This is a genomic window from Streptomyces sp. NPDC093261, assembly GCF_044753645.1.
Classification (GTDB): domain Bacteria; phylum Actinomycetota; class Actinomycetes; order Streptomycetales; family Streptomycetaceae; genus Streptomyces.
Map to the genome: position 1 here is coordinate 206,197 of NZ_JBIVNO010000005.1, position 18,865 is coordinate 225,061.

9 protein-coding genes, 1 pseudogene and 1 riboswitch are annotated in these 18,865 nt (G+C 71.0%); of the genes and pseudogenes, 5 read left to right on the forward strand and 5 right to left on the reverse strand.

Annotated features, from left to right (window positions below):
- Nucleotides 1-1,377: 1,377 nt before the first annotated feature.
- Nucleotides 1,378-1,805: pseudogene (locus tag ACIP94_RS14985) on the reverse strand (DUF1775 domain-containing protein); the annotation flags it as partial.
- Nucleotides 1,806-2,420: 615 nt separating this feature from the next.
- Here ACIP94_RS14985 and ACIP94_RS14990 point away from each other — a divergent pair.
- The gene (locus tag ACIP94_RS14990; protein ID WP_402424723.1) at nucleotides 2,421-3,392 is read left to right on the forward strand and encodes a ferritin-like protein; all 972 of its coding nucleotides are present in this window, start codon (nucleotides 2,421-2,423) and stop codon (nucleotides 3,390-3,392) included.
- Nucleotides 3,393-3,714: 322 nt separating this feature from the next.
- Here the strand turns inward: ACIP94_RS14990 and ACIP94_RS14995 are convergent, their stop codons facing one another.
- The 3 genes from ACIP94_RS14995 to ACIP94_RS15005 all read right to left on the reverse strand — a co-directional run bounded on the left by ACIP94_RS14995 (nucleotide 3,715) and on the right by ACIP94_RS15005 (nucleotide 8,231).
- Complete coding sequence (locus ACIP94_RS14995; protein ID WP_402424726.1) at nucleotides 3,715-5,067, reverse strand: S8 family serine peptidase; 1,353 nt, start codon at nucleotides 5,065-5,067, stop codon at nucleotides 3,715-3,717.
- 278 nt (nucleotides 5,068-5,345) lie between these two features.
- The gene (locus ACIP94_RS15000; protein ID WP_402424729.1) at nucleotides 5,346-6,638 is read right to left on the reverse strand and encodes a phosphatase PAP2 family protein; all 1,293 of its coding nucleotides are present in this window, start codon (nucleotides 6,636-6,638) and stop codon (nucleotides 5,346-5,348) included.
- A 702-nt stretch (nucleotides 6,639-7,340) separates the two neighbouring features.
- Nucleotides 7,341-8,231 carry a helix-turn-helix domain-containing protein gene (locus ACIP94_RS15005; protein WP_402424732.1) on the reverse strand — a complete coding sequence of 297 codons (891 nt, stop codon included), beginning with the start codon at nucleotides 8,229-8,231 and terminating at the stop codon, nucleotides 7,341-7,343.
- A 245-nt stretch (nucleotides 8,232-8,476) separates the two neighbouring features.
- Between ACIP94_RS15005 and ACIP94_RS15010 the strand changes: the two genes are divergently transcribed.
- Complete coding sequence (locus tag ACIP94_RS15010; protein WP_402424734.1) at nucleotides 8,477-9,943, forward strand: MFS transporter; 1,467 nt, start codon at nucleotides 8,477-8,479, stop codon at nucleotides 9,941-9,943.
- Between the two features lie 375 nt (nucleotides 9,944-10,318).
- Here the strand turns inward: ACIP94_RS15010 and ACIP94_RS15015 are convergent, their stop codons facing one another.
- Nucleotides 10,319-10,660 carry a (2Fe-2S) ferredoxin domain-containing protein gene (locus ACIP94_RS15015; protein ID WP_402424971.1) on the reverse strand — a complete coding sequence of 114 codons (342 nt, stop codon included), beginning with the start codon at nucleotides 10,658-10,660 and terminating at the stop codon, nucleotides 10,319-10,321.
- 117 nt (nucleotides 10,661-10,777) lie between these two features.
- Nucleotides 10,778-10,900, reverse strand: a riboswitch (cobalamin riboswitch).
- Between the two features lie 977 nt (nucleotides 10,901-11,877).
- Here ACIP94_RS15015 and eccCa point away from each other — a divergent pair.
- The 3 genes from eccCa to eccB all read left to right on the forward strand — a co-directional run bounded on the left by eccCa (nucleotide 11,878) and on the right by eccB (nucleotide 18,865).
- Nucleotides 11,878-15,867: a type VII secretion protein EccCa gene (eccCa, locus tag ACIP94_RS15020; RefSeq protein WP_402424737.1), complete on the forward strand. Its 3,990-nt coding sequence runs from the start codon at nucleotides 11,878-11,880 to the stop codon at nucleotides 15,865-15,867.
- Nucleotides 15,868-15,961: 94 nt separating this feature from the next.
- Nucleotides 15,962-17,356, forward strand: a complete 1,395-nt coding sequence (gene eccD, locus ACIP94_RS15025) for a type VII secretion integral membrane protein EccD (protein WP_402424740.1) — start codon at nucleotides 15,962-15,964, stop codon at nucleotides 17,354-17,356.
- A 12-nt stretch (nucleotides 17,357-17,368) separates the two neighbouring features.
- Nucleotides 17,369-18,865, forward strand: a complete 1,497-nt coding sequence (eccB, locus tag ACIP94_RS15030) for a type VII secretion protein EccB (RefSeq protein WP_402424743.1) — start codon at nucleotides 17,369-17,371, stop codon at nucleotides 18,863-18,865.

Sequence of the window (18,865 nt, forward strand, 5' to 3'; positions counted from 1 at the left end):
TACGCCGACTCCCTCGGACCGCGACGCCCTGACCTGCTCTTACGCACCCGCCCTGGACTGACGTGGACGCCTGAAGACGGTCTCTACAACCTGTGCCAGGTGGGACCGTCACCTCGGAGCGGGCGGCTACGGCCAATCCAACAGAGCCGCAGCCCCAAGGTCTGCATCAGTCAAGATCCGGACCATTCCCGGGCCAGCAGTCCCGGCAAGATCCCCACGGCTGCCATATTCGCAGGTCAGCGAGCTGCTTGCGCTGTACCACCAGCAGACGAAGAACCTGCTGGTGAGCTACTCGCCGAAGAAGCTTGGGTTCTTCTAGAACCTGAAGTCGGGTGCCTGGAGCGAACGTTGCGCCTCAGGCACCCGACTGCCGCAGTCACTGTCCATGACGTGACAAGGACGATCCGAAGGCATACGGCCTCAGTTGGCAGGGTTTCCGGACCAGTCACGGACCACATTCGATCTCGCGCTCAGCCAAGACCGACGCAGGGACGAGATCACGCGGGCCGAGGCACAGGGATCGCCACCTGCTCGGCCCTGCCACGCAGAGCGGGCGTCGCCGCGACACCGGCGGTGGAGCACCCAGGGGTCCTGGCGCAATCGACGCAATCGCCCGCCCACATGAGTCGGGGAGCTGGGCGTGGCCCGGCTCGCCAGGGGGCGACGACGCTGGGTGCGTCGGCTTCCGCCCGACGCGGCCAAGCCGGCGGTCGGCAAGAGGTTGAGCCGCCGGCATCTGCCGGCACACTCAGCGCCGGACGGTCCTGAAGCCCGCCCGGTCGCCCCCGCGCGGAACGCGGCCGTTCAGCCTGCGAGCAGGCAGACGCTGCCTGGCTCGCCGTCAGGCACGGCAAGCCCATGACCACGATGTCGAGCCGGCAGCCGTACCGCGACCGATGTGACCACGCTCGTGGCGGACTTCCGGAACTCGCTCTGCCGTCGCACCGACTCCTGTGGTGGCCGTCCGTGTCGGTGACGAGCGGCTGCCCGACCGGGATCTCCTTGCCGTCCGGTCCGGCCGCCCTGATCTTCGCCGCGATGCCGGACGTCAGACTGCCGACGGTCAGCGCCACCACATCGGTCCCGGCGCCGACGGTGGCCTCGGGGGCCGGGTGTGGCGTTCTGGAGAGCGGTGTGGCGCCGCGGGCGGACGAGCGCGTGCCGGGCCGAGGTACGACGCCGGCGGCCACGGAACGGGACACGGGCCGGCGCACCCGGGAACCGCTCGACAGGCAGTCGGGTCCACGTCACCCGTTGGAGCGGTCGCAGAGACCGAGGGCCGAGTTCCGGAAGTCCTTCGGCGTGCGCCACAAGAAAGACGACCGCTCGGCGGACGGGTGCTCTGCCGACGGCTCACCGTCGGCAGAGCACCCCAGCTCACTCGGGCCGAGATCCGCCGGAGCGGCTGCGCACGATGGCGAAGGCCGCCGCGGCCAGGGCCGGCACACCCACGATCAATCCGGTGACACCGAGCCCACGGGCCGTCGAGTCGCTGCTGGACACGGTCGAGTCGGAGCTGTCGGAGCCCTTCCGGGCCGCCGGCGAGGTGGCCGGCGCGCCGCTTCCCTGGTCCTGTGCGTCTTTGGCTGTGAGGTCAGCTGGTCGGTGCCGTCGGGCAGCTGACCGAAGGCCACATCGAAGTCCACGAAGTGCCCGGGGTCGATTTTGCCGCCGGTCCAGGTGATCTCGGACGCCGTGTCGGTGATGGTGCCGTCGTCGGTCTTGACCGGTGTCTTGAGCTTTGTGTTCGTGACCTTGGCGGTCCAGCCGTCCCGCAGGGCGACGAGGACACCGAGGACGGGGTGGACGGCACGTCAACCACCGCCTCATCGACGGACACCGGATCCGCCATGTCATCGTCACCTTCGGCGAGCCCCGGCCACATCCTTCCCGCCTGGGCCGAGCGTTTCTCCCCGCTCTCCTGGCCTCGCCGCCCTCCCCTCTTCATGGCCCCGCGGTAGTCAGGCCCCTCGCCCTGTGTCGGACCTGGCGATCGCGACCGGCATGAACGACTCCGTTGTGCCCCAGCCCGCAGGGCCGGTCCGAAACGGGACCCGTACCGCGAATCCCGGTCACCTCAATCTGTATGTGGTCGGGGCCGATGGCCGCTTGGTTCCCGGGCCTGGACCGATGGCGTGATGGGGCGCGTCGTGTGCTGCAGGCACCACGGAGAGACCGGGCGAGGCTGCTAGCTTCGCTCACCTGGTTCGAGGGCGATGCCGGGATCACCGGCGGGTGCGGAGGCGGCGGTGGCGAAGGCGAGTGGGTTTCCCGAGGAGTCGGCCGGTGTTCCTGTTCGGCGTCGTAGCGTCCTGGCGTCGGCCGCCTTGGCGGCGGGCACACCGGTCTCTGTGGCCGCTTTCACCCACGGCCCCAGACGTTCGGAGCCCGAACGGTACGCCCCACCGCAACACGGGACCGTGGCCCGCCTGGTCGCCGTCCCCGAGGAGAACCGCGGCGTCGGCTGGCTCAGATCGGCGCTTCAGGTGGCTGTGAGAATCGAGTTCTCCACCATCCCGCCCTATCTGTGCGGCTGGTGGTCCATCAAGGACCGCAAGTGTGATGCCGCCCGGCTGATCCGGCGCATCATCTCCGACGAGATGTATCACCTCGGTATCGTCTGCAATCTGCTGGTGGGGTTGGGGGGCCGGCCGCGGATCAAGGAGTCGGCACCGGTCTACCCGGGTCCGTTGCCGGGTGGGGTGCATCCAGGGGTCAACGTGTACCTGTCGGGCTTGACCAAGGCACTCGTGCGGGACGTGATGATGGGCATCGAGGCGCCTGCGGCAGCACTGACCGACAGCGCGGGTGAACCCCTCAGCATCGGCCACTTCTACGACGAAGTGCTGAAGGCATTCCGGGTGGTGGCACCCGATCTTTCCGTCGACCGGCAGATGCACGAACGCATCGGTGAGGACACACTCAGACCTGCCAAGACCCTTGAGGACATCGAGCGCTCGATCGAGATCATCAAGGACCAGGGGGAAGGCACCTCGGTCTCCCCGACCGACGGCATGGGCGACGGCCACATGGCGCACTACTACGCCTTCGCCGAGATCTACCACGGTCGGCAACTGCGTGAGGCCGGCGGCGAGTGGCGGTTCACCGGACCGCCGATTCCCTTCCCCGACACGCGGCCCATGTCCATGGTCCCGGCGGGCGGCTGGGACCGGTCGCCCGCCGGGGCCCGGCGGCTCCTGGAAGACTTCGACAGCACGTACACCACTGTCCTGGAAGCGCTCGACACGGCGTGGGGCGAAGGCGACCCCCACAGCCTGAGGACCGCTGTGCGTCGTATGCGCAGGCTGGAGACTCCTGCCGTGGAGTTGATGGAGATGCCTATCGCCGGCACCGAGGAGACGTACGGCCCTCAGTTCCGCCTCCGCCGATGACCCACCCGTTCGCCACCACCGCTACCACCGGACCAGCAGCAATTCCGCGCCGCTCACGGCCTGCCCTCGGAACGAGGGCCTGCCCGACGGCCTCGGCCCGGGTCAGCCGCCGTTGGAGTCGCGGAGCCGGCGATCCGTTGCCGTGCGGCCGCCGCTGGGCCCCACCAGCCCCGTACGCGCGCGGCTGCCGGCTCCCACCGGACCCGTACATGCGAGGCTGCCCGCCCCAGCCGGCCCCGGATCGGAACGGGAGACCGGGGAGACAACTGAAACGGACGGCCCCGGTATGGAACCCGGGCCGTCCGTGTGGCATCAGGGAGGGTCAGCCGTGGCGGCTCGCCCTGGCCAGAGCCGGGACGAAGCGGAGGGCGTCCACGGTGCCGACGCCGGTGGCGAGGTCGTAGCCGTTGACGGCCTTGTAGCCGGTCACACCCTGGTAGCTGTTGTCGGTGCCGTCGTTGACGTCGACGATGCCGTTGCTCTTGGCGTGGTGGGCGTAGAGGTCGTACAGGGACTTCTGGATGTTGCCCACCCGGTGGCCGGCCGCCTGGTCCGCGAGGGCGACGATGCCCGAGAAGAGCGGGGTGGCCTCGCTGGTGCCGCCGCTGACGTCCCAGCCGACGGCGGTCGGGTCGTAGCTGGAGTAGATCCAGGCGCCGCCGTTGACCGCGGCGGACATCGAGATGTCCGGGGTGCCGCGGCGGTTGCCGACGACGCTCTTCACGCCGTTCTGGAAGCCCGGGCGCGTGAAGACGTGGGACTGGCCGCCGCCACCGGAGCCGTAGTCGTTGTACACGCTGTCCGGCTTGACGCGGTCGCCCTTGTCGTTCAGGTGGAGCTGGGTACCGCCGATCGAGGTGACCAGCGGGTCCGAGGAGGGCCAGGAGTTGACGCGCTGCTTGTAGTACGTCTTGCCGTCCGCCTTGAGGTCGGTCGCGCCGCCGTCACCGGAGGCGGCCAGCACGGTCACGTGCTTGCGGTTCGCGTCCTGGAAGGCGTACCGCAGGTTCTTGATGCTGGAGAAGTCGCCCTTGCCGAAACCGGGGAAGGTGTTCTCCGTGGCACCGAAGCTCTGGCTGATGACGTCGCCGACGCCGTGGTCGATCAGGTACTTCTCGGCGGACATCATCTCCGGCAGACCGGTGGTGCCCTCGGTCTCGGAGACCGCCGTCTCCACCACGACGATCTTGGCATCGGGTGCCACCGCGTGCGCCATCTCGACGTCCAGGGTGGTCTCGCCGGCCCAGCCGGTCATGTCGGTGTTCTTGGGGTCGAAGGCGGGGACATGCCCCCACTTGACCACCCTCACCTTGGTGCTGGGCAGACCGAACTGCTTGCTGTAGACGTCGAGGTCGTGCTGGACGGTCGGGGAACCGTACGAGTCGACGATGACGATGGTGCGGCCCTTGCCCGTGACGCCCTTGCGGTAGAGGGCGTTCAGGTCGTACGCCGTGCGGTACTGCAGCGGGCCGTAGCAGTTGATGTGCCACTTGGCCTGGCACTGCTCGCTGGAGAGCGGGCTGCTCACGCCGTGGACCAGGGTGTGCCCGACGACGGCCGGTACCGCCAGGGTGTGCGGTACGGCGGCGGGCGCTGCGGTCGCCAGTGCGGTGACCGCGAGGGCGGCGACGGACGTGGCAGCCGCGACGCCCCGCCCGGTACGGGCTATGCGCATGAATCCCCCTGTGGTTCGGAGTCGATGAAGTGGTCTCGGTCTCACGAAGTGATCTCGAAGTGGTCTCCGCGCATCCCATCGAACGAGTCATGCACAGAACAAGGCCGTTGAACGGACGATGTCGAACCCTTTACCTCGTGATTGACTGCCGCCGTGCAGGAGGCCGCCCGCGCCGCTGTAGTACTCCTGGGTCTGAAACGCCTCACCGCCGGGACTTGTGGGGCGTCGCGGTGAGCAGGGATCTTCACGCAGCCTCGACTTGGAGGGCACGGACTCCCTCACTGGACATCGCTCAGTGCGGGTTGCGGCTCCGGTTGCCGCACTGGTGCGGACTGCGGCTCCCAGACTCCGGTGGTCCGTACGTAGCCGTTGACCACCGAGGTCATCGCCAGGATGAGAAGCGGTCCGGACACCCACGGATGTTCGGCCATCTCCTTCGGCAGATAGCGATACGACACCAAGAGCGCAGCGAAGACCGTTGCGCCGTAGGTGACAAGCTGGACGCCCGACCGATCCCAGCCGCGTTCGAGCGAGCGCAGCGCTGCCTCGATCGTGAGGGCGAACACCACACCGGCAACGAGATCCACGCCATAGTGGTAGCCGAATCCCAGCGTTGCGGTGAGCGTGGCAAACAGCCAGAACGCTCCTGCGCATCGCAGAATCCGCGGACCCTTGCGGGAATGGACGAAAATCGCGGTAGCCCACGCTGTATGCAGGCTGGGCATGCAGTTGCGTGGGGTCATCGCGTCGAATGGCATCCGGTGCGGGGTGTTGATCGGCGGCAGCGAGCCCGGCCACAGGTTGGCCACCGCCCAGTGCCCGCCGCCGTCGCCATAGGCGAAGACCGGTCCGACCACCGGGAAGATCATGTAGATGCCCGGCCCAAGGAGACCGATGACCAGAAAGGTGCGCACCAGATGATGGGGCGGGAAGCGGCGCTCGACCGCCACTTTCCGCAGTTGATACAGCGCTACGACGACCGCGGCCACGGCAAGTTGAATGTAGACGTAGTCGAGAACGTGGGCGCCGATCGGGCCGGTGGCCCTGACAATCCGGCCTACCAGCCACGACGGGTTGCCCAGCGCATGATCGGCGGTTGCCGCGTACTGGTCGAGAACCGCCGGGCGCGTCTTCGACGTGACGAGTAGCCAGATATCGCCCGTCTTGCGGCCGGTCACCAGCAGCAGGCCCAGCCCGACGCCCTTCAGCAGCAGGACGCGTTCCTGGCCTCTGCGGCGCGTGAGAGCGGTGACCAAACAACCCAGAATGACCCACAACGCGCCGTTGCCGAAGGGGTGCCCCTCGGTCACTTTGACGCCGGCCGCCCACCGCACCAGGACAAAGGCGGCGTCGATGCCGATCGCGGCACCAGCCGCGATGAGCCGTTGCCGCCAGGTGAGCACCACCATTGTCAACGCCATACCGGCATACAACAGGAAGCCGGATTTAGGCGGGAATATCACCTCTTGCGCCTGGCTGGTGATCGGCCCTGGGGCGCCGTAGCGGCGCGCGGCGATCTCCAGCGTGACAAGGAATCCGAGGGCCGCCACACCCGCCGTGGCCCACAGCACCGCCCTCGGTTGACGCCACGCGGCGGGCGTAATTATGGAGTTTATTCGCGAAAACACCCGTGATGCTCTAGGTATCAAGTGTTCGGCCGATTTGTGAGTTGTTAGGTGAATTTCCAGTGAAGGGGTCGTAACGTCGATCATGTTATCCGAGCGGTGCGGGTGACCCGGGTGCCCACGAGCCCGCGCCCGCGACTATCGGCCACGTGAGGGCTTCCGTCGGTGAGCGCGCCGTTCGGATGGTTGCCGGCCCTTGCGTGGAGGTCGTCGATTTCGCGGCCTCTGTCCCGTGCGCCACCCGGGACGGCTCGGGTGGGTTCGTCGGATGCCCGGCAACGAAAGCGCCTGGTGGGCGTGAAAGCAAGAACGCTTCGGTGGACGACGGCAGGGACGGTCGCCGACCGCAGGTGGCTGTGTGCGGCGGCTGCGATGGCGCTTGCGCTGGTGGTGGCGCCGGTGGTGGGTCCCGGGGCCGCCGTGGCGACCGAGCACGGCGGGGGCGCATCCGCGGGCCTCATCCCGCGGCCGGACCCGGGCATTTCCGTTCAGGTCCCGGCAGCGGCCGGCCCCCGTGGGGTTCCCCGGCGCCCCGTGCGTGGTCCACACCGGACTCTGCGCGCGCGAAGCCGGTAGTCCTTGCGGGTGAGGCGCTCGTCCTGGGCGGGTGAGGCGGTACGGGACGCCCCGGCACTTCACCCGCTCGAGTCACAGGCCTGCGCGGCCGATGACTTCAAGGAGAGGCGGCCGGGCGTCGGCGGACTCCAGGCGAATCATGGCCTCCTCGTCCGGGGTGCCGGGGGCTGCCTGGTAGACCACCATGCGCTGGCCGCCCGTCCGGGCCAGTCGCATGACCTCGTAGGTCAAGGTCATCGGCCCGACCTTCGGATGCCGGAAGGACTTCTGCCCACCGCCGCGCTCGCAGACGTCGTACCGCTCCCAGAGGCGCGCGAAGTCTGAGGACTTCAGCGTCAGTTCACCGACGAGCGCGGTCAGCTCCGGGTCGTCCGGATCGGCGCCGCCGACCGCCCGCAGATGCGCCACCGAGTGCGCGACCGTGTCCTCCCACGGCTCGTAGAGGGTCCGGCCGATCGGGTGGAGGAAGAGATAGCGAGTCAGGTTGCGCTGGTGCTGGGGCCAGTCCCAGAGCCCGGGCAGCAGCCGCCGGCCGGGCGGGTTCGCGGCCAGCACACGGTTGTAGCGGCTCACCACATAGGCCGGCAGCGGTCGCACCGACTCCAGCATCCGCAGTACCGAGTCGCGGACGGTGTGGTCCGAACAGGCCGGCAGCTCGGAGACCCGGCCGGAGGCCAACTCCGCGAGCTCGTGAAGGCGTTCGTAACCATCGCCGCGCAGCCGCAGGGCACGGCCGAGGGCGTCCACGACGGCGGGGGACGGGTTGGTCTCCCGGCCGCGCTCCAGGCGGATGTAGTAGTCGACGCTCACCCCGGCCAGCGCGGCCAGTTCCTCCCGGCGGAGTCCTGGAGTGCGTCGCAGGCCCGCGCCGACCGGGAGGCCGACATCCTCCGGGCGCACCTGCGCCCTGCGGGCCTTCAGATACCTGCCGAGCTCGGTGCCCCGCGCGTCCACTGCTGCCATTGAGTCATTATCGCAAGCGGGCGGGGAGCGTGGGGGGCCGTGTCGGGGCCTGGAACGCCAGACCCCCGGCACAACCCGGTCTGCCGGGCGGCCTCGCCCGGGCGCAGAGTTGACCCGGAGCGGGCGGCCCGGCCGCCGGGGACCCAGGGGGTGCAGGACACCGGACCGCGGCCCCAGCGGGCTGTGGCCGCCCGCCAGTTGTCCGTGATGGCCCGTCAATCCCACTTGAACTGAAGGAGTTCACCATGCCGACCACCCCGTCCCGGTTCACCGCCCCCGCCCCCGGGCACGCCTCCGAGTCGTCGGCGCCCACGCTCCGGCGACCGCTGCGAGCCCGACCGACCCCGCCGCCTGCCGACGCCCTCAGCGCGCCGCCGCGGGGCGGCGTCGCGCTGGTCGCTTCGCTGCTCGGGTTCACAGTGATCACCATCGACGTCTCGGCCGTGAACATCGCGCTGCCCGCGATCCGGAACTCCCTCAGCGGCGGGATGGCCGGACTCCAGTGGGTGGTGGACGCGTACACCCTGATGTTCGCGGCCTTGATGCTCTCCGCCGGCGCCCTCGCCGACCGCGCCGGCGCCCGCCGGGCCTACGTCTGGGGCGTCACACTGTTCACCCTCGCCTCCCTCGGCTGCGCGCTCGCGCCCGGCATCGGCGCGCTGGTTGCCGCGCGGGTGGCACAGGGCGGCACCGCCGCGGTGGTGATGCCGGCCTCACTGGCGCTGATCCGGCAGGCCTACGAGGACGCCCGGGCGCGCGCCCGCGCCATAGCGCTGTGGACGGTCGGCGGCTCGGTGGCGATGGCCGCGGGCCCGGTGCTGGGCGGGCTGCTCACCGACTCGGCCGGCTGGCGGGCGGTCTTCCTGCTCAACCTCCCGGTGGGCGCGGTGATCCTCGGCCTGCTGGTCCGGGTGCCCCGCTCCCCGCGCCGGCCGGCCGCGCTGGACGGCGGCGGCCAGCTCACCGCGGTACTGGCCTTGGCCGGGCTGGCCTTCGCGGTGATCGAGGGCGGCCACCTGGGCTGGACCAGTGGTCCCGTACTGGCAGCCGGGGTGCTGGCCGTCGCCTGCGGATACGCCTTCCGCGTGGTGGAGGCTGGGCACCGTCGGCCCATGGTCCCGCTGGGCATGCTGAGGGATCGCCGGGTGGCCGTCCCGCTCGCGGTCGGTTTCGCCGTCAACGCCGCCTTCTACGGCGGCATCTTCCTCCTCGGGCTGTACTACCAGCAGCTGCGCGGGATGTCGGGGACCGCGGCGGGGCTGATGTTCGTCCCGATGTCGGCCGTGGTGACGACGACCAATCTGGTCTCGCCGCGGCTGGCGGAGCGGATCGGGCGGCGGTCGGTGATCGTCGCCGGGCAGCTTGTCTTCACCGGCGCGATGGCGGCCATGCTGCCGCTGGCCGCGCACACCCCGGTGTGGCTGGTGCTGGTTCTGCTGCTGCCGCTGAGCATCGGCGGGGCGCTCGCGGTGCCCGCGCTGACCGCGCTGCTCATGGACGCCGTCCCCAAAGAGCGCGTGGGAACCGCGTCGGGACTGCTCAACTCCTCTCGCCAGACCGGTGGTGCGCTCGCCGTCGCCCTCTTCGGTAGTCTGCTCCCCACTCCCGGTGGCGGCTTCTCCCTGCCGGGCATGCGCCTCGGTCTCCTCGCCATCGCCGCGCTTCTCCTCGCCACCACCGCCCTCTCCCGCCTCCTCCTGCCGCGCGGCTGACACCCGTCACTCCGCCTCGTCCCTCGGCCGCCAGCGTCCACCGCTCGTTCGGCCGCTGGTGAACGCCGGTCCTTCAACAGGGTCTCTGCGCGTGCCTTCCGGACATGGCCGATCAGCGCTCGGTCGACATGCGAGGACTCCGGCCGGCCTATCAGGTGTCGGGGCCGCGGGGTGCCTCACCGCTCGTTCCGTCGCACGCATTGGGCGACTCGTTCTGTTGTTCCGGCCTGGTCTCCCTCTCCGCGCGGGGTGGTCGCGGGGTCAGCGGTGGCGGAACCCCCGGTGACCGCTTGCCGACGAAGGGCCCAACGCCTCCGCCTGGTCCACGGTCGCGAACACCGCGTGGAAAAGGCGCCGTTCGAAGTGTGCGTGTACTCAGGAATCCGCACGTGGTCGCGGCGGCGTGAAGGCGTACAGGTCGAGGATGTCGGGCCGGGGAGCCACGCCCGGGCCGCCGGCACACACCCAGGTGATGATGTCCTCGGTCGCGTCCGGATCGTTGACGAGCCCCAGCCAGACCGGCCGCGCACCGGCCGTCCGCCCCGCGGCGGACGGCTGTACGACGATGACGTTGGCCTGCTCGCACACATCGAGACAGTCGGAGATGCGCACCGGCACCTCCGCCCGCAGCCGCGCGGTCTGCGCCGCGTGATCGACCCCGGTCACCTTGGGACTGCCGCAGCAGCAGTCCCGGCACACGACGACCCGGCACGGCACCGGGTCGCCGCCCTCCACGGCCCCGCTGAATGCCTCTTCCGTCGGCCTCTCGGGCACGGCGCGCCACTCCCCTCCCGGGGAGATCCGCCCCGGTGTCGCCTGAGGAGGCGACCGCGTGAGTCCCCTGGCTCCCGGGTCGCCGCTCGCTCCGCCTTCCCACCCGGATCAGGGCGGTGGCCTGCCGGAACTCGCTCACCGGTCACAGTGGCGGGACCGCGCCGGATTCACACCGGCTTCCTCGGACCGCCGTCGCCTTGTGTCGCCGGTCATCATTTCACCACCGATGCCGCGCCGTCATCCGGCCGCTGGGCGGAGGCTCTCCGCGCCTGCCCCGCCGGCGGGAAGACACGCCGCTGCCCGAGTGGACCGGATCGCCGTGACCGCCGTGCACCCGGCGGCCAAGAGGCCACGGGCGAGTCGATGCGCCGCAGGATGCGCTCGGCCTGTTGGGCGCGTCGCGGTACCGCCCTTCGGGCTGATGGGGGCCGGGTAGTGGGGGTGGGGGCACGGGTACCGCGCATCCGGGTCGGGCGGCGGCGACTCTGAACCGACGTACGACCGGGCGCATCAAGCACGCTGGCGATGGGGGGAATGGGGGTCGCGACGGCGACGTTCGGTGGGGTGAACGGGCTGACCGCGCGGTGGCGGGTGTCTCGGAGGGCGGCAAGGGCGGCGCGGCGTTCTCGGCGGCAGGGGTGTGGCCACTGCTGACCCACCTGGCCGGCACGGGGGTTGGGGCGGCCTTCGAGGCGGCCGGCCTCAACGTCGGGGGGACCACGACCCGGACCGGGCCATCCCGTTCTCCCCCTGGCCGGCGCCGTGGCCTGGTCGGCTGGGAGTCGCCGCCCCGTCCCGCGCCGCTCACCGGCCAAATCCGGCCATCTCGGCTCGCCCCACACTCGGGTGTTCGAGAGGCGGATCCTCCGGTTCAGCCTGATGCGGCTGCCGCGATTCAGGCGGCGTCGGGCAGGTGACGGCCATCGCATCCCGGCCAGACGCCCCGCCCCCTCGTAACCACAAAAGATCAAAAGGTGACGCAAAATTTCCTCAGACGGCGTTCAGAGCATCAAGGAGCGTTCACCAGTCACTGACTTCATGGGCTTAAGATCGGCCTGTCGGGGGCCGCCACCTCCACCTGTTGAAACGACCAACGCCCGTCGCATCAGCTCCGGTTGACTCCGGTCTGACGGGCGTGCACGCGCCAGAGAGGTCACATATTGAGCACCGTGGTGGCCAAGCGATCGCCGCGCGCCGAGGGCCCGCAACTGCCCGAAGGGCAGGTCGAGCTGGCGGAGCCACCGGTTCTGGGGGAGCCGGCGAGTGCCGACTTCGGGTCGGCGCTCATGTACTTGCCGATGGGCCTGGGCACGGGCGCGATGGTTCTGATGTTCTCCATGCGCAGTGCCGGTCCGACGACGTACGTGATGTCCGGAATGATGGGCGTCGCCATGATCAGCATGACGCTGACCCAGATCGGCCGGTCCAGCGCGGAACGCCGTCGCAGGATGCGTGCGGAACGTCGTGACTACTTGCGCTATCTGGCGCAGAAGCGCCGCCAGGCCCGTCAGGCCGCCGCCCAGCAGCGCTCCGCCCTGCTGTGGGACAACCCCGATCCGGGTCAGCTGTGGGCTCTGGCGATCGGCGCCCGGTTGTGGGAACGCCGCCCCGCCCACGAGGACTTCGCACGTATACGCATCGGGCAGGGTATCCGGCGGGCGGCGTTGGAGTTTCTGCCGCCGCAGACCAAGCCGGTGGAGGATCTGGAGCCGCTGACCGCCATCTCGTTGCGGCGGTTCACCAAGGCGCATCAGACGGTGCCGCGGCTGCCGATCCCGGTCGCGCTGCGCCGTTTCACCAGCGTGGAGCTGGCGGGTGAGCCCGAGCCCGCTCTCGCGCTGCTGCGCGCGATGATCGGGCAGCTTGTCGTGTTCCACTCCCCCGACGAGCTGCGGATCGCGGTGCTCGGCGGTGCGTCGGCGCGGACCGAGTGGGACTGGCTCAAGTGGCTTCCGCACAACGCCCATCCGCACGAGGCGGATGACGCGGGCCCGGTGCGGCTGGCGGCCGAGGATCACGACGCGCTGATGGATCTGCTCGGCGCGGACGTGCGTGACCGTCCCGACCACGACCCGGACGCCTCGCCGAGTGTGGCCGAGCCGTTCGTGGTGATCGTGGCGCAGGGCGTGCGGCTGCCGGAGACCTCACGGCTGCTGCACGGCGGGCTGCGGAATGTGGTGCTGCTGGACGCGACCGGCGCGATGACCGGCGGCCCGAAGGTGCTGCGGCTCACGACGCACGGTACGAACGTCGCCTTCCCGTCCGGCGACGACACGGTCACCGCCGAGGCAGACGCGCTCAGCCGCACGCAGGCCGACACCCTCGCCCGCACCCTGGCGCCGATGCGCACCAGCGGCAGCGTCGACCTGGTGGACCAGCCGCTGGATTCGGACTTCGACCTGACCGCTCTGCTGGGCATTCGCGACCCGCACACCTTCGATGTGGCCGGCGCATGGCGCCCTCGGCAGGCCCAGTCGGCGCGCCTGCTGGTGCCGTTGGGTGTCACGGAGGAGGGCGAGGTCGTCGAGCTGGACATCAAGGAGTCGGCGCAGGGCGGCATGGGCCCGCACGGCCTGCTCATCGGTGCGACCGGTTCCGGCAAGAGCGAGCTGCTGCGCACGCTGGTGATGGGCCTGGTGGCGACCCACTCCTCCGAGGTCCTCAACCTGGTGCTGGTCGACTTCAAGGGCGGTGCGACGTTCCTGGGGATGGACCGGCTGCCGCACACCTCGGCGGTCATCACCAACCTCGCCGACGAGATCCATCTCGTGGACCGGATGCGTGACTCCATCAACGGCGAGATGATCCGCCGTCAGGAGCTGTTGCGCGACTCCGGATACTCCTCGCTGTTCGACTACGAGAAGGCGCGGGGTGCCGGTGCGAATCTCACCCCGCTGCCCTCGCTGCTGATCATCGTGGACGAGTTCTCCGAACTGCTCGCGAGCAAGCCGGAGTTCGTCGACCTCTTCGTCTCCATCGGCCGCCTCGGGCGCAGCCTCGGCGTGCATCTGCTGCTCGCTTCGCAGCGCCTGGACGAGAGCCGTATCCACAAGGTGGAGGGCCACCTGTCCTACCGGATCGCCCTGCGCACGTTCTCCTCGATGGAGTCGCGCAGCGTCATCGGCGTGTCCAGCGCCTATGAACTGCCGTCGGCGCCGGGCAACGGCTACCTGAAGGTGGACACGACCAACCTGGTCCGCTTCAAGGCCGCCTATGTCTCCGGCCCCGCTCCGGAACCGGTGAGCGAGGCGGAGCAGACCGCCGAACAGGCCAGGGCCGCCCAGGAGGTCACCGCGTTCGGCCTGGAGCGGCAGGGCACGTTGTCGTCCGAACGTACCGAGGAGCATCCCGCCGAGATGCGGCCCCTGCGGGCCGCCGAGCGCGAGGAGCCCGCCGGGAAGTCCTCGGACGCCGAGCAGAGTGAGGAGAGTCTGCTGGAGGTGCTGATCGGGCGGCTGGAGGACAGCGGCCCGCCGGCTCGCCAGGTGTGGCTGCCTCCGCTGACCGAGTCCCCCAGTCTCGACCAGCTGCTGCCGGGTATCGTCCCCGACCCGGTGCGCGGCATGAGCGCGGCGGACTATCCGGCGCTCGGCTCGCTGCGCGTGCCGCTGGGCATCATCGACCGGCCCTTCGAGCAGTTGCGTGAACTGCTGGTCGCCGATCTGTCCGGCGCCGACGGTCACATCGGTCTGGTCGGCGCCCCGCAGACCGGCAAGTCGACCATGCTGCGCACGCTGATGCTGTCCCTCGCGCTGACCCACACCCCGGAGGAAGTGCAGTTCTACTGCCTCGACTTCGGCGGCGGCGGTCTGGTCTCCACGGCCGGCCTGCCGCACGTCGGCTCGGTCGCCACCCGTCTGGAACGCGACCGTGTCCTGCGCACGGTGGCGGAGCTGACGCAGCTGCTGGAGAGGCGCGAGGAGGAGTTCACCACACGGGGCCTGGAGTCGATGACGGCCTACCGCGCGCTCAAGGCCGCGGGTGAGATCGACGATCCCTACGGTGATGTGTTCCTGGTGGTCGACGGCTGGGGCACCCTGCGCCAGGACTACGAGGACCTGGAGCCGCGCGTCATCGACATGGCCGCGCGCGGGCTGTCGTTCGGCCTGCACGTGATCGGTTCCGCCGTACGCTGGTCGGAGATCCGCCCTCGCCTGCGCGACCTGCTGGGCACCAAGTTCGAACTGCGCCTCGGCGACTCCATGGAGTCGGAGGTCGGCTCCCGCACCGCCGCGACCGTCCCGCACCAGCCGGGCCGCGGCCTGACCGCGGGCGGCCACCACTTCCTGTCCGCGCTGCCCCGGCTGGACAGCTCCGGCGAGACCGTCGACCTCACGGCCGCCACCAAGGCGGCGGTGGCGGAGATCGACACCTTCTGGACCGGTCGTCCCGCACCCGGTGTGCGCCTGCTGCCGACCCGGCTTCCGGTGACCCAGCTCCCGGGGGCGGAGGGTGACCTGCGGGTGTGCCTGGGCTGGGACGAACAGCGGCTCGAGCCGGTCTGGCACGACTTCTCCTCCACCCCGCATCTGATGGTGTTCGGCGACGGGGAGACCGGCAAGACCAACGCGCTGCGTCTGATGATCCGGTCCATCACCTCCCGCTATACCCCCGAGCAGGCCCGCATCATGGTCGCCGACCCCGGCCGGGGACTGCTCACCTCGGTGCCCGAGGAGTACCGGGTCGGATACGTCGTCGACAGCGACGCCCTCACCCAACTGGCCAACAGCGCCTCGGTCTCGGTGGGCAAACGAGTGCCGGGACCGGACATCAGCCCCGAGCAGCTCGCCCGCCGCGACTGGTGGGAAGGGCCACGGCTGTTCGTGCTCCTCGACGACTACGACCTGTTCTCCGGCACCCCGGGCGCACCCTCGCCCATGGCGCCGCTGGTGCCCCTGCTCGCGCAGGGCCTGCACATCGGCATGCACCTGGTCGTCGCCCGCAGCACCTCCGGTGCCGTCCGAGCCATGATGGATCCGGTGCTGCGCCGGCTGTGGGAACTGGGCAACCCCGCCCTGCTGTTCTCGTACCCCAAGGAGGAGGGCAAGTTCCTCGGCGAGGCCAAGCCACGCACCCTGCCCCCGGGCCGCGCCCAACTCGTGACCCGCCGGTCGGTCAAGCTCGTACAGACCGGACTGGTGACCCCGTGAGCCTCGCACCGGGACCGGGCCGGTCCCCCCTCGCACCGCACGGCCTTCCCCTTCGCCTGCCCGTCCCGTACCACCGCACCCCAGGAGCAGCCCGATGACCTCACCGCATGCGGTCACCGCACCGGCCTCGGAGGTCTGCCGGGTGACGGTGGTCGGTCCCACCGGCCGGTCCGACCTGGCCATCCCGCTCACCACGCCGGTCTCCGCGCTGCTGCCGGTGCTGGTGCGCCACGTGACGAAGGACACCGCCGACCGGGGTACGCCCTGGGTGCTGCAACGGCTCGGCGAGGACCCGCTGGACGCCGACGGCACCCCGGCGACGCTGGGGCTGCGCCACGGCGACGTACTCCATCTGCGGCCCGCCGAGGATCCGCTGCCCACGCTGCACTTCGACGACGTCGCCGACGGCGTGGCGCAGGCGGTGGACGCGATGCCGGGCCGCTGGCGCCCGGAGCTGACCCGGGGGCTCGCGCTGGCCATGGCGGTACTGGCGTTGCCCGCGCTGGCCGCCGCGCTGCTGGGGCTCGGCCCCGGTGCGCCGACCGCGGCCGGCGCCGGGCTGATCGCCGTGCTGCTGGGCGCCGGGTGTGTGGTCGCCGCCCGGCTCGGCGCCGACCGGGGCACCGTGCTGGTGGCGGGTCTCGGCTCGATGGCGTTCGGCGCGCTCACCGGACTGACGATCCGTCAGGGGCCGCACGGTGGCTACGCACCCGGGATGCCCGGGGTGCTTGCCGCGGCGGCGTGTGTGGTGGTGCTGGCCGTCACCCTGCTGGCGCTCCGTCCGCTGCCGCTGGTCGTCCCCGGCACCGTGCTGCTGACCGCGCTCGCCGCCGCCGTGGGCATCGGCCTGATGCGGGCCACCGACTGGCATGGCGGCCAGGCGGTGTCGGTGGTGGCGGTCGCGATGTTCGTGCTGGGCCACTTCGGGCCCCGGCTGGCCCTGCGCATGGCCCGGCTGCGCGTCCCCCGACTGCCGCACAACGCGGAGGAGTTGCAGGAGGACATCGAGCCGGAGCCGCAGGAGCGCGTGGAGAGCCGGGTCAAGCTGGCCAGCGCCTACCTCGACACCCTCAGCCTGTCCTCCGCACTCGTCTACTCCGGAGCGTTCTGGTACATGACGCGTGACGGCGGCTGGATCGGATGGCTGCTGCCGCTGGTGTTCGCCGGTGCGGTACTGCTGCGGGCCCGCGGCCTGAACCGCACCGCGCAGCGGGTGCCGATGGTGGTGGCCGGGGCGATCGGCCTGATCACGGTGCTGATCACCCGGTTCGCCCCGGCGGGCACCGGGGCCCGGGTGATCGTGGTGGCCGTTCTGCTCGCTGCGGTCGCGGCTTTGCTGACGGCGGCCTGGCGGCTGCCGCGTGGACGGCTGCTCCCGGTGTGGGGCCACAGTGGCGACCTGCTGGAGACGGCCACTGCCATCGCGCTGCTGCCGCTGCTGCTCCAGGCCCTGCACGCGTACTCCTACTTCCGCTCCCTGGCGAGCTGAGGGGAGCACAGCGTGCAGACACGACGCGATCACATGCAGGCGTACCAGTTCGCCATGGGCCGGCTCGCCACCGCCCTCGTCAGCGGCGACCCCGGCCGCGGCGACAGCCCCACCAAACGCGCCGCGCTCGGCAGCTTCCTCGGCGCCGGCATCGTGGTTCTGCTGTGCGCGGGGTTCCTCATCTACGGGAAGCTGTCACCGGTGACCACGGCGGCGTGGCGGGAGCCTGGCTCCATCGTCGTGGAGAAGGAGACCGGAAACCGCTACCTCTACCTGGACGGCCAGTTGCGCCCGGTGCGCAACTACGCGTCCGCCCTGCTGCTGACCGGCCACGGCCCCGTGCGTACCGTGGAGGCCAAGGCGCTGGCCGACGTACCGCACGGCGCACCGGTCGGCATCAACGGCGCCCCCGACTCCCTGCCCGCCCCGGCGACCCTGCTGTCGTCGGCCTGGACCGACTGCCTGCGGCCGGACCTGACGTCCGGCCGGGTCATCGACTTCGCGCCGGGCGACCGGGCCGGCTCCTTCCCCTCCGGCCGCCAGCTTCTGCTGAAGTCGCCGGACGGCAAGCGGTACGTGCTGTGGCGGGACACCAAGTACCCGGTGCCCTCGGACGCCACTCTCATCGCGCTCGGACTCGACGGCGACCGGCCCATCGCCGCGCCCGCCGTCTGGCTGGCCGCCGTGCCGACCGGGGCCGTACTCGCCCCTGCGAAGATCGACGGCGCGGGCCAGGCCGCCGGGCGGGTCGCCGGACAGCCGGTCACCGTAGGCCAGTTGTTCACCACGTCCGCGGCGGGCGCCAAGCGCTCCTACGTGATGACCCGCGACGGAGTGGCCCCGGTGAGCGCCACGGAGGCCGCCCTGCTCGCGGCGCAGCACGGCGCTCCCGCACCGCGTCAGGTGTCGGCGACCGACATCGCCACCGCCCATGTGTCCTCCGACCGGTCGCTCACCAACGCGCTGCCGGACATCCTCAACGCCCCGGCGGCCGCTGCCTTTGGGCAGGCGGTGTGCCTGCGCGAGACGTCCCAGGGCAGCAGGCTGACGGCGACCGTGGTGGTCGAGGGCGGTGCGGCGGCGACCGGGAGCCGGCCGGTGCTGGTGCCGCCGTCACACGGCGTGTACGCGGTCGACCAGCAGCAGTTGGCGGCACGCGCACCGCATCCGCGGACCTACCTCGTCACCGACCGGGGTATCGCCTACCTGCTGGGCGACTCCGCCGCCGCGCAGGACCTCGGCATCGGGGGCGCGACGCCCGTACCCCTGCCGGAAAATCTGCTGGCGGCGCTGCCGCGCGGGCCGGAGCTGGACCGCACGGTGGCGGCTCTGACGGTGAAGGCGGCGGCACAGGACGGGGGTTCTGCGGACTCGCCGTCGCCCGTCGGCGGTTCGGGCGGCGCCCAGGGCTCGCAGGCGGTGGGCGCCGGACGGGCAACGGACACCGCCCCGGTCCCGTCGGTGAGCGCTGACCCGTCACCCACCGGCCATGCGGCCGGGGTGGGGTGA

Coding starts and splice junctions, on each gene's coding strand:
- ACIP94_RS14995 (WP_402424726.1), bottom strand. CDS start 5,067: ATGCGCATAGCCCGTACCGGGCGGGGCGTCGCGGCTGCCACGTCCGTC.
- ACIP94_RS15005 (WP_402424732.1), bottom strand. CDS start 8,231: ATGGCAGCAGTGGACGCGCGGGGCACCGAGCTCGGCAGGTATCTGAAG.
- ACIP94_RS15010 (WP_402424734.1), top strand. CDS start 8,477: ATGCCGACCACCCCGTCCCGGTTCACCGCCCCCGCCCCCGGGCACGCC.
- eccD (WP_402424740.1), top strand. CDS start 15,962: ATGACCTCACCGCATGCGGTCACCGCACCGGCCTCGGAGGTCTGCCGG.